Genomic DNA, 15169 nt, shown 5'->3' on the forward strand with positions numbered 1-15169 from the left:
AAGCGGAAAGGGGTGGCCCAGGCCACCCCCATGCTCCAGTCGCGCTCCCGGCACGGCCCCCGCCCAGGGCGGTGCCGGCTACCGCGCGCCAATGCGGCGGTCAGGCGATCGTCAACTGCGTGGCGCGGCTCACGGGCACCACCTTGGCCAGCACCAGGGTCAGCACGCCGTTTTCCAGCTTGGCGGAACTGGCCGTGGTGTCGATCTCGTCCGCCAGCTCCCAGGCACGCTGCACCTGGCGGGGGGCGCCCTCCACGCTGGTCAGGCGGACCTGATTGCCTTCGATGGTGATGGACAACTGCTCACGGCTGAGGCCGGGCACGTCGATCTGCAGCGTGACGGCCTTGTCGTCCTGGCTGACCTGCGTGCCGGCGGAAGCGGGCGCGGCGAGGGCGGAATGGAGAAAGCGTTGCAGCGCCTGGTCGGCAGGACGGGGGGCGTGGAAACTGGCGCGGCGAACGACGGGTGCGAAAATCATGAATGGCTCCTGATGATGAATGATCGCGGCAATTCGTATGCTTTCAATGAAGATCGCATGTTTTGCCTGCCGCTTGCATCGAAAATGCGACCCGGTTTTCGGTTTTCAAGAGCCCTTCGTTCAAGCTTTTTCCGTCGCTGGACTGCCGAGCGGTGAACCTCCGCACGTCAGACCGCTCTGACGTCGATTGCCGCCGTCCCAGCACGGGCACCCGGCGCAACCGCGCCCCATGCCCCGGCACAATGCTGGCTCTGACAGGAACCCTTGCCCATGAATCCTTTGCACAGTCCCCGTCACATCGCACGCCCGTTCATCGCACTGGCCCTGGCTGCCACTGCAGCCCTGGCCGGTTGCGCCAGCATTCCTGACGCCGTGCCCGGTTTGAACGGCACCACCCGGTTCGATCCGGACGATTTCGACAGCGTCAGCGTTCACACCCGCCACATCAATGCGCCGCAGAAGCAGGCGTGCGAAGCGGCCCGGCGGGCCTTGCTGAGCCAGGGGTACCTGGTGAACACGGCCACCGATGAAGTGGTGGCGGGCCGCAAGTATTTCCAGCCCTCCAACGACATTCACTATGAAGTCGAGATGCGTGTGGTATGCGCCCCCGAAGGCCCCGACATGGGTCGTACTGCCGCCTTCGCCAGCGCGCTGCAGGACCGCTACGTGATCAAGAAGATCAACAACTCGGCCTCGCTGGGGGTGGGTGCGCTGGGGTCGCTGTCGCTCCCGGTGTCCGCGTCGGACGACACCCTCGTCAAGGTCGGCAGCGAGACCGTGACCGACAAGCGCTTCTATGAACGCTTCTTCCAGTTGTTCGACCGCTATGTGCGCCCGGTGCCGCCGCCTGCGGCCACGGCCACCGGCATCACGCCAATGGTGGCCCGACCCGAGCCGCTGCCGCAAGAGCGTCAACTGCCGGACGCGGCCCCAGCCGCACCCGAAACCGCCAACTGACCCCGACCGGGCAGGTCGCGGCCCGTACGACGGGGCTGGCCGGTCGGCCCGGGGGCATGGCCATGCTGCGCGGCGCCAGGGGATAGGCGGCTGCACCGGCGCCGGCTCGGTCGGCACGGCTACACTGCGCCGCCCCGTGCCCGCGCCCAGCGCGCCGGCCGTCATCGTTTCGCCGTCGGAGCCTTCTGCCATGTTCCCCATCTCCCGCCGCCACGGCCTGCGCCTCAGCGCCCTGGCCCTGGCTTGCGCCGCCTTGCCCGTCTGGTCCCTGGCATCTTCGCAAACCGCACCGACCGGCGCACCGGGTGCCCCCATCCAGGTCGCTCTGATCGAAAGCCTCTCCGGCCCCTTCGCCAACACGGGCGAGGCCGTGTTCCGCAACGTGCTCTGGGCGACCGAGCGGGTGAACGCGCGCGGCGGCATCCCGCAGCCGGGCGGGGCGCGCCCCCTGGTCGTCACCCGCTACGACAGCAAGGGCCAGAACGAAGAGGCCCTGTCGGCGCTGCGCGCGGCCATCGACGACGGCGCGCGCTTCGTCATGCAGGGCAACTCGTCGGCAACGGCTGCCGTGCTGATCGACGCCATCGGCAAGCACAACGACCGCGACCCGGCGCGTCGCGTCGTGTTCCTCAACTATTCGGCGGTCGACCCGATGCTGACCAACGAGAAATGCAGCTTCTGGCACTTCCGCTTCGATGCCCATGCCGACATGCGCATGGCCGCGCTGATGGAGGTCATCCGTGACGACAAGGCGCTCAAGGGCGCCTACCTCATCGGCCAGGACTACAGCTTCGGCCAGGCCGTGCTGCGCGAGGCGAAAAAACAGCTCGCCGCCCAGCGCCCGGACGTCGCCGTGGTCGGCGAGGAACTGCACCCCGTCGGCCGCGTGAAGGACTTCGCACCCTACGCCGTGAAGATCAAGGCCAGCGGCGCGCAGGCCGTCATCACCGGCAACTGGGGCAACGACCTCACGCTGCTGGTGAAGGCGGCCCGTGAAGTGGGCTTTGACGGCATGTTCTACACCTTCTACGGCAACGCCCTGGGCGCCCCCGCCGCGCTGGGCGACGCCGGCGTCGGCAAGGTGGTGGCCGTGGCCGACTGGCTGCCCAACGTGCCCACCCCGCAGAGCGAAGCCTTCTATCGGTCGTTCCGCGAGCGCTTTCCCCGCGCCGCCGACGACTATGTCCACATGCGCATGCAGCTCATGGTGGAAACGCTGGCCCAGTCGATCGAACGCGCCGGCACGGTGGACGCCCTGGCCGTGGCGCGCCAGATGGAGTCCGCCCAGGTGCAGCTCGCCGGCCAGTCCGGCCGCATGCGCGCGGCCGACCACCAGTTCCAGCAGGGCCTGGTGGTGGGCGTGATGGGCAAGCAGGGCGCGCCGGGCGTGCAGTTCGACGTGGAGGGCTCGGGATATGGGTTCCGTGTCGTGCGGCGGATTGCTGCCGACAAGGCGGAGCAGCCACACAGCTGCCGCATGCAGCGGCCCGCCTGATCAGCGCAGCGCTTCGGCGCTGCGCTGGCGGCCTGGGCTTTACCGGCGCCGTGTGGCGTTGCGGGTCTGCCGTGCGTCCGGCTTGGCATGCTGGGACTGGCGCATCTCCTTTTCCAGCCACCGGGCAAACAGCCATTGCCCTGCCAGCAACGCGGCACCGATGGCGACCTGGCTGGGCGGCGGGAAGTCCGCCGGGCGTGCGGCGGGCACCGAGGGCAAGGCTTCGTCCACCCGCTGGCTGATGCGCGCGGGCACGGGCTCCGGGGTTTCCGGCGTCGCTGCCGAGCCGTCGGTCGCGTCGCCAACGGCTCCGCTGCGTGACGGGTTGCCCGTGGCCGGCGTGGCCTTCAACCGGTGCGACCCATATTCGGTGGCATACACCTTGGTGAATTCCGCCCCCAGCAAAAAGATCTGCGCGGCGTAATACACCCAGATCAGGATCACGGCGATGGAGCCCGCTGCCGCGTACGTCGAACTCACGCCCGCCTTGCCCACGTAGAGGCCGATCAGCACCTTGCCCAGCTCGAACAGCACACCGGTAACGATGGCGCCCACCCACACGTCGCTCCAGGCGATGCGGGTGGAGGGCATGAACTTGAAGATCATGGCGAAGAGCACCGTCTCCACCGCCAGCGAGATGCAGATGTTCAGCACGAACAGCACCACGTCCCAGCCCGGCAGCAGCGACGAGAAGTAGGTGCCGATGGCCGCCATGGCCGCGCTGATGGTGAGCGAGGCCATCAGCATGAACGCCAGCCCCAGGATCAGCCCGAACGAGAGGAAGCGGGCGCGCAGCAGGCCCCACAGGCCGCTGGGCTTGGCTTTTTCCGGCACGTGCCAGATGCGGTCGAGCGCGCTCTGGATCTCGGCGAACACGGTGGTGGCACCCACGATCAGCAGGGCGATGCTGAGGCTGGTGGCCACCACGCCTTCCGTGGGCTCGCGGGCGCTGCTGATCAGGCCCTGGATGGCCTTGGCGCCGTCGGCACCGACGAGGCCGGAGATCTGCCCCTGGAGCGAACCCCGCACCGCCTCGTCGCCGAAGACGTAACCCGCCACGGCGATGACGATGACCAAGAGCGGCGCGATGGAGAACGCCGTGTAGTAGGAGATGGCGGCCCCCATGCTGGGCGCGTAGTCATCCACCCAGGCCGAGACGGATTTGCGGGCGATTTCGTAGATGGTGGAAGGCTTCATGTGAGGCAGCGGGGAAGCGAAGGCAGCACAGAGACGCAGCGGCGGCTGCGTCGAGGACAGCCCGGTAGGCCGATACGCCTTGTTTCTAACCCGTGGGTTCTGCCCCCGCTGTAGGCCAGCAGGAAGCTGCCGCGTCGGTGCCTGAATCGCCAGACCTTCGCCAACGTTCGTTCTGTTGGCCTACCGCCCCCGCGCCACCGCCACCTCCCGCCCCAGCGCATTCACCGCCATGGCGTAGTAGCTCGACCAGTTGTAGCGCGTGATGGCGTAAAAATTCTCGGTGCCGATCACGTAGGTGGGTGTCTCGCCGCCGTTCTGCAGTTCGACGAGCGCCAGCGGGCCGGCATGCGCGGCGCCGGCTCCGAGGGGCGTGGCGCCCAGCTCGGCCATGCGCGCGGCGGTGAAGGTCGGCAGGATGTCGGGCGCGAGCAGCGCGAGCAGCGCGAGCAGCGCGAGCAGCGCGGGCAGCTGCAGCCGGCCGGGGTCGAACTGCACGTCGTACCACACGGGCATGCCCGTCTGCCAGTCGTGGCCCTTGAAGTAGTGGGCGACCGAGCCGATGGCGTCGGTCGGGCTTTTCCAAAGGTCGATGCGGCCGTCGCCGTCGTAGTCGACGGCATAGCGCACCCAGCTGGACGGCATGAACTGGCCCAGACCCATCGCGCCCGCATAGCTGCCGCGCGGCGTGAACGGGTCGGTGCCGGTGCGGTCCATCAGGCTCAGGAACTGCTCCAGCTCGCCCCGGAAGAAGGCCCGGCGGTCGGCTGCGCGTGGATGGGCGTCGGGGAAGTCGAACGACAGCGTGGCCAGCGCGTCCATCACGCGAAAGCCGCCCATCTGCTGGCCGTAGATGGTTTCCACGCCGATGATCCCGACGATCACTTCGGCCGGCACGCCGTATTCCTGCTCGGCCCGGGCGAGTGCGGCAGCGTTCTCCTGCCAGAAGCGCACGCCGGCGCGGATGCGGATCGGTTCGACGAAGCGGCTGCGGTAGACGCGCCAGTTCTTGGCCGTGGCGCCGCCGGGCGCGGGCAGCATCAGCTTGGGCACCTGCGGCAGCAGGCGGGCCTGGCCGATGGCTTGCCGCACCCATTCGCGGTCGAGGTTGCGGCGCGCGGCGATGTCGTCGGCCAGCGCCATGGCGTCGGACCGGCTCGCGTAGAAGAGGGGTGCGGCAGCCGGCGCCGCAGCGGGCTTCGGCTTCCTCGGTTGCGCACTGTTTTGGGCTGTAGCGCCGATGGATACTGCACACGCTGCTATGACAAGCAGAGCATTCTTGGCGATCGGGGTCATGAAGCGTTCAGGGCGTGGCGGGCTGCGGCGGGCGGCCAGGGCAGGGTACGGAAGTCGCGTTGCAGGGCGGCCAGCGCGTCGGCGGGCTGCGCCGCATAGCGCACCTGCTCCATGCGCAGCAGCCAGTCGGCGATGGGGTGGGCGGGCGCGCCGAAATGGCTGCGCACCTGGCCGGCCATGGCGCGTGGCGGCAGATGCGCGGGCAGCTCCAGCCCGGCGCGCTGCAGCCGGCGGCGGGTGCGGGCCAGCAGGCGCAGCCACGGGTCGTGCTGGCTGCGGTCCCACCAGCTCCAGGCGATGCCTGCGAGCGCCACGGCGGCCACCAGGCCCGCCAGCACCCGCCCCAGGTCCTGCCAGCTGGGCGATTCGACCCCCAATGCGCGCAGCAGGTCGAGCTGGCGGTCCTGCGTGTAATTCAGCACCCACTGGTTCCAGCGGTTGTTGACGGCTTCCCAGCCCGCGCGCAGCTTCTGCACGAAGCCCGGTGCGATGACCGCGTCGATGGCGTTGCCGAAGGCGCCGCGCGGCGCCTGCAGTCTCTGGAAAGCGCCCACCCGGCCGGGCGAGACGGCGCCGGTCGGGTCCACCCGCACCCAGCCCCGGCCCTCGATCCAGACCTCGCTCCAGGCGTGGGCATCGGCCTGGCGCACCGTCCAGTAGTTGTCGAACCCGTTGATCTCGCCACCCTGGTAGCCGGTGACGATGCGGGCCGGCACGTCCAGTGCGCGCATCAGCACCACGAAGGCGGAGGCGATGTGTTCGCAGAAGCCGGCCTTGGCATCGAACCAGAATTCGTCGGCCGTGTGGTCGCCGTAGACGCCGGGCTCCAGCGTGTAGGTGTAGCCCCCGGTGCGCAGGCGGTTCAGGGCCGCGTCGATGAAGGCCTGGGCACCGCCGGCGGCCAGGGCCGGGTCTGCCCGCATCTGCGCGGCCAGCGCCAGGGTGCGCGGGTTCAGGCCCGCGGGGAGCTGCACATAGGGCTGCATCTGGCGCGTGCGTTGCTGCGGGCCGTGGCTGAAATCCACATGGCTCTCGGCGCGATAGCGCAGCACCTCGCCCACGGCGCGGTTGGCCATCCAGTTCAGCTCGGGTGTCATGAAGGCGCGCGTGCCGGCGGGCACCTGGGGCGTGTCGAGCGCGGCATCGAGCGTCAGCAGCCAGGGCTGGCGCGTGGGCTCGAGGGTAACCTCGTAGCGCACCGCCTCGCCGCGCACCTCCAGCTGGGCGGGCGTGGGCGACGCGGGCATCACGCCGGCCATGCGCGGCTGCATCAGCGGCGACCAACCCCGGCCGTCGAACACCGTCAGCACCGGGCCACGGAAGTACAGGTCGCGCTGCGGCGGCGGCTGGCCGCCCGGCGTCTCGAAGCGCACCCGCATCGCCACGCCGTCGTCCAGCACCAAGCTGGCCATGTCGCCCACGCTCATCTCGCTGGACAGGCCGCTGCGCCCGCGCGCCTCGTCGGCCGGCATGCCCCAGAGCGGCGCCATGCGCGGGAAGAGCAGGAACAGCGCCAGCATGATGGGCGCGCCCAGCAGCGCCATGCGCCCGGCCATGCGCATCGACAGGGCCAGCGGCGGCCGGCCCACCGGCAGGTGCGCGTTCACCAGCGCCGTGAGCAGCCCGAGCAGGGCGATCAGCATCATCGCTGCCGTGACCAGCGTCTGCGACACGAAGAAGCTGCTGAGCATGGTGAAGAAGCACAGGAAGAAGATCACCATCGCATCGCGGCGCGCGCGCAGCTCCAGCGTCTTCAGCGACAGCAGCACGATGATCAGCGTGACGCCCGCTTCGCGCCCGATGATGGTGCGGTAGGACATGAGCGTGAGGCCCACGCCCAGCACCAGCAGCGCGCCGGTGATCCAGCGGCCGGGCAGCGGCCGGCCCTGCCACGTCAGCCAGCCGCGCCAGGCCAGCACACCGGCGGCCAGGGCCGTGGTCCAGCCGGGCAGGTAGGGGGTTTGCGGCGCGATCACCCAGGCGATGACGAGCAGCACGAACAGCGTGTCGCGGGTGTCGCGCGGCAGGCTGGCGAGGGTCTGGCGCAGGCTCATCGCCCCATCCTCCCGGCGTGGGTTGGCAATCTGCTATTAAATAAATAGCATAAAGACCTTATGGAGCGGGCGCTGGAGACCGATTTCGCTTGGAATAAAGAAGGGTTCATGACAGCGCCAGCGCCTCCAGGCAGCGGCGGCGGTGGGCCGGGCCGGTGTCGGGTGGCAGTTCCACCCCGGGCAGGCGCAGGCCGTATTCCACGCCGAGCCGGTCCGCCTGCAGGACCCAGGCCGTCAGGCGCGACAGGCGCGCTTCGGGGTCGGACAGGCTGGTGACGGCCGGGTCCAGCCAGAGTTCCTGCCGCTGCGCCTGCTGCGCGTCGCGGCTCACCAGGTCGTCGGTGCCGGTGGCCAGCGACTTGGCGGCCTTCTTCCAGACGACCAGCTTGAGTGGGTCGCCACGCCGGTAGGCCCGCACGCCGTCGAATTCACCGATGCCCTGGGCCGGCGCGCTGCCGGCGCCGCCCGCGCGCGGCTCGCCGGCCGGCAGCGGTGGCGGCGGCACCTCGGGCTCGGGGTAGACCAGCACCTGCGCGGCCGGCCGCCAGATCGTCCAGACCCGGAAGGTGCCGAGCGGAAAGCGGGTTTCGGCCGTCAGCGCGGGCACGTCGTGCAGGCCGCGCCGCGCCGGGCGGAAGGCGATGTGCACCGTGGCGCGGCCGGCGGCCGGCACGTCGGTCCACACCCAGTGGCCGCTGCCGTGCACCGCCACGGCAATGCCATGGCGCGGCGTGCGGCGGTCGCTGCTCAGCTGCACCTCGAAGGTGGCGCTGGTGCCCAGAAAGTGCGGCTCCGGCGACACCAGGTGCAGCGTCAGCCCGCGCAAGGTGCCGTGGCAGATGTGCATGCCCGCCACCGCGCTGCCGGCCAGCAGGAAGGTGAGCAGGTAGCCCAGGTTGAGCTGGAAGTTGATCGACGACAGCAGCAGCACCAGCAGCGTGACGGCCAGCATCCAGCCCGCCCCGGTGGGCAGGATGTACACGTTGCGCTGCGTCAGCGTGACGGTGTCGCTGCGCGGCAGGCGGCTTTGCCACCAGCGCTGCCAGCGGCGGGCCACCGGCGCGAACGGGTCGAAGCGGCGCGGGCGCTTCGGCGCGCCGGCACCGGACGGCGCGGGTGGGGAGGCGTCAAGCGAAGGCGGCATGGAAGGCTGGCAAGGGGCGGCGCGCGGGGGCAGGGGGCCGTTCAGGGCAGCGGCACCGCATCGACCATCGCCCGCACCTGCTCGACCGCGCCGCGGCCGGCGTCGCCCACCGGCACCAGCCGATGCGCCACCGTCTGCGGCAGGATGGCCTGCACGTCGTCCGGCGCCACGTAGTCGCGCCCGGCGATCAGCGCCTGCGCCTTGGCCGCGCGCATCAGCGCGATGCCCGCCCGTGGCGACAGGCCCTGCAGGAACCAGCGGCCCGAGCGTGTGGCGGCGATCAGGTCCTGCACATAGTTCAGCAGCGGCTCGGCGGCATGCACGGCCAGCACCTGGCGCTGCAGCTCGGCCAGCTCGTCCTGCGACAGCAGCGGCAGCAGGGTGTCCACCATCTCGCGCCGATCGCTGCCGGCCAGCAGCAGGCGTTCGGCGCCCCGGTCGGGGTAGCCGATGGAGATGCGCATCAGGAACCGGTCGAGCTGCGACTCCGGCAGCGCGAAGGTGCCCAGCTGGTCGTGCGGGTTCTGCGTGGCGATGACGAAGAAGGGGTGGGGCAGGGCGCGGGTCTCGCCTTCCACCGACACCTGCTTTTCCTCCATGGCCTCCAGCAGCGCGCTCTGGGTCTTGGGGCTGGCGCGGTTGATCTCGTCGGCCAGCAGCACCTGGGCGAACACCGGCCCGGGGTGGAAAACGAAGGACTCGCGGCCGCGTTCGTAGACCGACACGCCCGTCAGGTCGCTCGGCATCAGGTCGGCAGTGAACTGCACGCGCGAGAACTGCAGCCCGAAAGTGCGCGACAAGGCGTGCGCCAGGGTGGTCTTGCCGACGCCCGGCACGTCTTCGATCAGCAGGTGGCCGCCGGCCAGCAGGCAGGCCACGCAGTCCTGGATCTGGGCCGATTTGCCCACGATCACCGTGTTAAGCTGGTTTAAAAGCGACTGGATCTTGGGCTGTGCGTGCATGGCACTGACGTTATCCGAAAAAGAAACGAGACGAGCCAATGACTGTGGGCAAAACGGGCTATTTCACTCACCGCGATTGCTGGAAGCATGAAATGGGCGCCGGCCACCCGGAATGCCCCGCCCGGCTGGACGCCATCGAGGACCGCCTGCTGGTCACCGGCGTGGCCGACGCGCTGGAGCGCTACGAGGCGCCGCAGGCGTCGCTCGCCGACATCGAACTGGCGCACGACCGCATGTACGTGGCCTCGCTGCGCGGGCTGACCGACCGCCTGGTCGAAGAGCAGCAGGCCGGCGGCCCGGCCCACGCGCAGATCGACACCGACACCTCCATCAACGCCCACACCTGGGCCGCATCGCTGCGCGCGGCCGGCGCCGCCCTGGCCGCCACCGATGCGGTGATGGCAGGGGACATCGAGAACGCCTTCTGCAGCGTGCGCCCGCCCGGCCACCACGCCACGCGCGGGCAGGCCATGGGTTTCTGCTTCTTCAACAACGTGGCGGTGGCGGCGCGCTATGCGCTGGAGCGCTACCAGCTCCGGCGCGTGGCGGTGGTCGATTTCGACGTGCACCACGGCAACGGGACCGAAGACATCCTCTCGGGCGATCCGCGCGCCCTGATGGTCAGCATCTTCCAGCACCCCTTCTTCCCGTACAGCGGCGACGTGGACCCGGCCCCCAACATGCTCAACGTGCCCGTGCCGGCCTATACCAAGGGCATGGATGTGCGCGAGATCATCGAGATGATGTGGATGCCGCGTCTGGAGGCCTTCAAGCCCGAGATGATCTTCGTGTCCGCCGGCTTCGACGCCCATCGCGAGGACGACATGGGCCAGCTGGGCCTCACCGAGCAGGACTACACCTGGATCACCCAGCGCATCAAGGACGTCGCGCGGCGCTACAGCAAAGGCCGCATCGTCTCGTGCCTCGAAGGCGGCTACATGATGGACCCGCTGGCGCGCAGCGTCGAAGCGCACATCCGCGTGCTGGCCGATCTCTGACGTTCCCCGGCCAGCCCCTCCGGCCGCTGCTTCGGCCGCCCCTCTCACCGCCCGCCATGACCACCACCACAACAGCCCCATCGCCGCTGCGCACCGACCGCGACGCCCGCGGCGTCGTCACCCTCACGCTGGCCGACCCGGCCCGCTTCAACGCGCTGGGCGAGCCCATGCTGGCCGCGCTGCAGCAGGCGCTGGATGCCATCGCCCGTGACGAGGGCGCCCGCGTCGTGGTGCTGGCCGCCGAAGGCCGTGCCTTCTGCGCCGGCCACGACCTGAAGGCCATGGCGCAGCGGCCCGAGCAGGCTTACTACCAGAAGCTGTTCGCCCAGTGCAGCCGGGTGATGCTGGCCATCCACCGCCTGCCGGTGCCGGTGATCGCCCGGGTGCAGGGCATCGCCACGGCAGCCGGCTGCCAGCTGGTGGCGCAGTGCGACCTGGCCGTGGCCAGCGACACCGCGCGTTTCGCCACCAGCGGCATCCACTACGGCCTCTTCTGCGCCACGCCCAGCGTGCCGCTGGTGCGCAACATGCCGGCCAAGCAGGCCATGGAAATGCTCCTGACGGGCGACTTCATCGATGCCCGCACCGCGCAGGCGCAGGGCCTGGTCAACCGCGTGGCGGCGGCCGACGCGCTGGACGGCGAGGTCGAATCGCTGGTCGCCGCCATCCTCGACAAGCCCCGCGCCGCAGTGGCGATGGGCAAGGCCCTGGTCTACCAGCAGCGCGAACTGGGCATCGACGCCGCCTACCAGCTGGCCGGCCAGGCCATGGCGCTGAACATGATGGACGAGGCCGCGCAGGAAGGCGCCCGCGCCTTCGCCGAAAAGCGCGTCCCGGCCTGGAAGACCGTGGGCGAAACGCCGCCTTCGGCAGCGCGCTGATCCCCGGGGCCGCCCGCAGCAGTGGGTATGTGCCACCAGCGGCCGTGTGCTCCCGCCAGGCCCCGCCTCAGTCTCCGATCCTGCGCACCTCCGTGCCAGCCGGCGCCAGCACGCTGCCGTCCTTCGTGCTGGGTGTCATGAGGGGGACCGGGTCGCCGGTGCTCCGCTCAACCAATACCGAGTGACGTTCTGCCGGCCGGAACAGGTGCTGTTCCCCCCACTGCCTCAGGGCCACGACGACGGGAAAGAGGCTGTTGCCCTGCGGCGTCAGCACGTACTCCTGATACGCCGAGCCGTCCGACGCCGGCTGCAGCGCCAGGATGCCTGCCTCCACGAGCCTGCGAAGCCGGTCGGACAGGATGTTGCGCGCGAGCCCCAGGCTGCGCTGGAAATCGCCGAAGCGGCAGATGCCGTCAAACGCATCGCGCACGATGAGCAGGCACCAGCGGTCACCCACCACGGCAACGCTGCGTGCGACGGGGCAGGGGCTTTCGCTCAGGAATTCGCTGTGGGGCATGGGGGTGGGGTGAGTGGATCGCTCGGGGCAGGGTGGAGGGTAGGCAATCGGGTTGCATTTTAAAACTGCATCCTCTAGCATTCATCTGGTTTTGTTTTGAAACTAGAATGGATGCTCGTCTTGCCTCTTGCCGAACTGCCCCACCCACCAGCCGTCGAGTGCTCCGACGTGCCATCTCCGACTGGTGCCCCCATTCCGTCCGGGGTGGTGCGTCTCTTCGCGGCGGCGGGCGGGCTCGGCGTGGCCGGCGTGTACTACGCCCATCCGCTGCTCGACGCGTTGGCGCGGGATTTCGGTATCGGCCCGGGTGCGATCGGCGCCGTGGTCACCGCCACGCAGGCAGGCTGCGCGCTGGCCCTGGTGCTGCTGGTGCCCCTCGGCGACCGCGTGGACCGCCGGCGGCTCATGGCGGTCCAGTGGCTCGGTTTGGCCGGCGCCCTCGTCCTGGTGGGTGCCGCCCGGTCTTCTTCGATGCTGCTGTCTGGGATGCTGCTGGTGGGGCTGCTGGGCACGGCCATGGCGCAAGGGATCGTCGCGTACGCAGCCAGCGCGGCCGCGCAGCACGAACGCGGGCGCGTGGTCGGCGCTGCCCAGGGCGGCATCTTCATGGGCCTGCTGCTGGCCCGGGTGTTCGCCGGCGCAGTGTCCGACGTGGCGGGCTGGCGGAGCGTGTACCTGGGCGCCGCGGCGTTGCTCGCAGCGCTCGCGCTGCCGATGTGGCGGCGGCTCCCCACCGCCGGCGCGGCGGTCGACGGATCCTCCTATCCGCGCCTCCTCCGCTCGATGTTTGCGTTCCTGCGCGACGACCGGGTGCTGCAGGTGCGCGGCACGCTCGCGCTGCTGATGTTCGCGGCGTTCAACATTTTCTGGAGCGCCCTGGTGTTCCCCTTGAGCACGCCGCCCTTCGGCTTCTCCCACACCGCCATCGGCGCTTTCGGCCTGGTCGGCGCCGTGGGCGCCCTGGCTGCGGCGGGCGCGGGGCGCTGGTCGGACCGGGGCCACGGCGAGCGGGTCAGCGCCGCAGCCCTGGTGGCGCTGCTCATCGCATGGTGGCCGCTGTCGATGCTGGAGCAGTCGCTCGCCGCCCTGGTGATCGGAATCGTGCTGCTCGACCTGGGCGGGCAGGCCCTGCACGTGACCAACCAGAGCCTGATCCTGCGGCACGGCGCGCAGGCGCATGGCCGGTTGATCGCCGCCTACATGCTGTTCTACGCCGCCGGTAGCGGCCTTGGTGCGATCGGCTCGACCGCCATGTATGCGCATGCCGGCTGGCAGGGGGTGTGCGTGCTGGGCGCAGCCGTCAGTCTGCTCGCGCTGCTGTTCTGGAGGGCGACGCTCGCGTGCGGGCCTTCGGGGCGGCGTTAGGGCCACACTGAACAAGCCCCTCGAACGCGGCGCATCTCTGCCGGAGGCGATTTGCTGCGCTGCCCATCCTCGCAATGCTGCGGCCATTGCTGCGGCCATTGCTGCGGCCATTGCTGCGGCTATTGCTGCGGTTGGCGCCTTGCAGCCCATCCCACGAGCAGAGCGCGCCGCATCGCGGGGGATTGTTCAGCGCTGCCTTAAGCTTCCAGGCTCTTCGGCCGGGAACGCAGCTGCGTCCCGGCCCTGCCATTACCCATGCCCCGAGACTCCCGCCCATGGAAGCCCTGCACGCGCTGATCCACGATTTCAGCCAGTCCCACACCTGGATCGAAGCGGCCTTGCTGGCGGCCTGCCTGGCGCTCGCGTACGGGGCCAGCCGCGTGCTGGGCCGCCAGCAGCCGCCCGATTCGGTGTGGTTCGGCCGCCGCACGGTCGATGGGCTGATGTTTCCGCTGCTGGCGCTGGCCCTGGTCTATGCCGCCCGCGTGGGCATGCAGGCGGTGCTGCAACCCGTCTTCCTGCTGCGGGTGGCGGTGCCGGTGCTCAGTTCGCTGGTGTTGATCCGGTTCTTCGCACGCATCCTCGCCAACGCGTTTCCCCGCTCGGCGGCCATGCGGCTGTTGGAGCGCATCGTCTCGTGGCTGGCCTGGGGGGTGGCGGTGCTCTGGATCGTCGGGCTGCTGCCGGCGGTGCGCGCCGAGCTGGCAGGCGTCGCCATCCACTTCGGCAAGTCCCAGGTCACGGCGCTCACGCTGATCGAGGGCTCGCTCTCGGCCACCGTGGTCATGCTGCTGGCGCTGTGGCTGTCTTCCACCCTGGAGCGGCGCCTGCTGGACCGCACGATCGTGGATCTTTCCATGCGCAAGGTGGCGGTGAACGCCACACGCGCGCTGCTCCTGCTGGTCGGCCTGCTGTTCGCGCTCTCGGCCGTGGGTGTGGACCTGACGGCGCTCTCGGTGCTGGGCGGCGCCGTCGGCGTGGGCTTGGGGTTCGGGCTGCAGAAGCTCGCGTCGAACTACGTCAGCGGCTTCGTGATCCTGCTGGAGCGCTCGCTGCGGATCGGCGACAACGTGCGCGTCGATGGCTTCGAGGGCCGCATCACCGACATCAAGACCCGCTACACGCTCATCCGCGCCGGGAGCGGCCGCGAATCCATCGTGCCGAACGAAACGCTCATCACCCAGCGGGTGGAAAACCTCTCCGACGCCGACCGCAAGTTCAATGTGACCACCAACATCGTCGTGGGCTACGACAGCCAGGTGGCGCAGGTGCAGCAGATCCTGTGCGGCGCCGCCGCCGCCCAGCCGCGCGTGCTGAAGGAGCCCCAGCCGGTCGCCTACCTCGTCAACTTCGCGCCCGACGGCCTGGAGTTCAGCCTCAACTTCTGGGTCAGCGACCCGTCGGCCGGCACGGTCAACCTGCGCTCGGAGATCAACATCGCCATCCTGGAAGGCCTGCGCGCTGCCGGCATCGACATTCCCTATCCGCAGCGGGTGGTGCAGATCAAGGGCGCCGCCGCTGAGCCGCAGGCGACAGCCTGAGTGCCGCGCCGCACGGCTATAATTCAGAAAAAGCACGATCGTTCTTTTTTATGGCCTTGAGGGCAGCAGTGCTGCTTCGGCCGGGCGGCCTGCCTGCCGACCCTAGAATGGTTCGGTTTACGTAACGTCAATTCAACCAGCAAGAATGAAGGAGCCGCAGCAATGAAGATTTTGGTCCCGGTCAAGCGCGTGGTGGACTACAACGTGAAGGTCCGCGTGAAGTCGGACGGCACGGGCGTGGACATCGCCAACGTCAAGATGAGCATGAACCCCTTCGACGAGATCGC

13 protein-coding genes and 1 pseudogene are annotated in these 15169 nt (G+C 69.7%); 7 read left to right on the forward strand and 7 right to left on the reverse strand.

The annotated features are described in order from the left end of the window. Window positions 1-100: 100 nt before the first annotated feature. Window positions 101-478: an Hsp20/alpha crystallin family protein gene (locus ASF94_RS10330; RefSeq protein WP_056665494.1), complete on the reverse strand. Its 378-nt coding sequence runs from the start codon at window positions 476-478 to the stop codon at window positions 101-103. A 270-nt stretch (window positions 479-748) separates the two neighbouring features. Here ASF94_RS10330 and ASF94_RS10335 point away from each other — a divergent pair, with 270 nt between their 5' ends. Then, complete coding sequence (locus tag ASF94_RS10335) at window positions 749-1435, forward strand: DUF2242 domain-containing protein (RefSeq protein ID WP_082493161.1); 687 nt, start codon at window positions 749-751, stop codon at window positions 1433-1435. 190 nt (window positions 1436-1625) lie between these two features. After that, window positions 1626-2930, forward strand: a complete 1305-nt coding sequence (locus ASF94_RS10340) for a branched-chain amino acid ABC transporter substrate-binding protein (RefSeq protein ID WP_056665501.1) — start codon at window positions 1626-1628, stop codon at window positions 2928-2930. A gap of 39 nt (window positions 2931-2969) precedes the next feature. On the opposite strand, the gene ASF94_RS10345 is transcribed toward ASF94_RS10340, so the two are convergent. The 5 genes from ASF94_RS10345 to ASF94_RS10365 form a co-directional block, all read right to left on the reverse strand. Beyond that, a complete protein-coding gene (locus ASF94_RS10345) occupies window positions 2970-4127 on the reverse strand; it encodes a YihY/virulence factor BrkB family protein (RefSeq protein WP_082493162.1) in 1158 nt (385 codons plus the stop codon). A gap of 180 nt (window positions 4128-4307) precedes the next feature. Continuing rightward, window positions 4308-5420 (reverse strand): lytic murein transglycosylase B, encoded by a 1113-nt coding sequence (gene mltB, locus ASF94_RS10350; protein ID WP_056665502.1) that lies wholly within the window; start codon window positions 5418-5420, stop codon window positions 4308-4310. Further along, window positions 5417-7474, reverse strand: coding sequence for a DUF3488 and transglutaminase-like domain-containing protein (locus ASF94_RS10355; protein WP_056665503.1), 2058 nt, complete (start codon window positions 7472-7474; stop codon window positions 5417-5419). The genes mltB and ASF94_RS10355 overlap by 4 nt, the downstream gene beginning before the upstream one ends. Before the next feature lie 106 nt (window positions 7475-7580). Continuing rightward, window positions 7581-8618, reverse strand: a complete 1038-nt coding sequence (locus ASF94_RS10360) for a DUF58 domain-containing protein (RefSeq protein ID WP_056665504.1) — start codon at window positions 8616-8618, stop codon at window positions 7581-7583. A 41-nt stretch (window positions 8619-8659) separates the two neighbouring features. After that, entirely contained in the window at window positions 8660-9580 is a 921-nt protein-coding gene (locus ASF94_RS10365) for a MoxR family ATPase (protein ID WP_056665507.1), read from the reverse strand. A 38-nt stretch (window positions 9581-9618) separates the two neighbouring features. Here ASF94_RS10365 and ASF94_RS10370 point away from each other — a divergent pair, with 38 nt between their 5' ends. Both ASF94_RS10370 and ASF94_RS10375 read left to right on the forward strand, forming a co-directional pair. After that, complete coding sequence (locus ASF94_RS10370) at window positions 9619-10578, forward strand: histone deacetylase family protein (RefSeq protein WP_056665510.1); 960 nt, start codon at window positions 9619-9621, stop codon at window positions 10576-10578. A gap of 56 nt (window positions 10579-10634) precedes the next feature. Next, a complete protein-coding gene (locus tag ASF94_RS10375; protein WP_056665513.1) occupies window positions 10635-11459 on the forward strand; it encodes an enoyl-CoA hydratase in 825 nt (274 codons plus the stop codon). Between the two features lie 67 nt (window positions 11460-11526). On the opposite strand, the gene ASF94_RS10380 is transcribed toward ASF94_RS10375, so the two are convergent. Next, the gene (locus ASF94_RS10380) at window positions 11527-11976 is read right to left on the reverse strand and encodes a helix-turn-helix domain-containing protein (protein WP_056665516.1); all 450 of its coding nucleotides are present in this window, start codon (window positions 11974-11976) and stop codon (window positions 11527-11529) included. A 192-nt stretch (window positions 11977-12168) separates the two neighbouring features. On the opposite strand from ASF94_RS10380, the gene ASF94_RS10385 reads away from it, so the two are divergent. The 3 genes and pseudogenes from ASF94_RS10385 to ASF94_RS20785 all read left to right on the forward strand — a co-directional run. Beyond that, window positions 12169-13341 (forward strand): MFS transporter, encoded by a 1173-nt coding sequence (locus tag ASF94_RS10385; RefSeq protein ID WP_235505329.1) that lies wholly within the window; start codon window positions 12169-12171, stop codon window positions 13339-13341. Window positions 13342-13616: 275 nt separating this feature from the next. Continuing rightward, window positions 13617-14882: a mechanosensitive ion channel family protein gene (locus tag ASF94_RS10390; RefSeq protein WP_056665519.1), complete on the forward strand. Its 1266-nt coding sequence runs from the start codon at window positions 13617-13619 to the stop codon at window positions 14880-14882. Between the two features lie 162 nt (window positions 14883-15044). Continuing rightward, window positions 15045-15169, forward strand: a pseudogene (locus ASF94_RS20785) (electron transfer flavoprotein subunit beta/FixA family protein); the annotation flags it as partial.

It is taken from the genome of Acidovorax sp. Leaf160 (assembly GCF_001424265.1).
In the GTDB taxonomy this organism is placed as follows: Bacteria; Pseudomonadota; Gammaproteobacteria; order Burkholderiales; family Burkholderiaceae_C; genus Paracidovorax.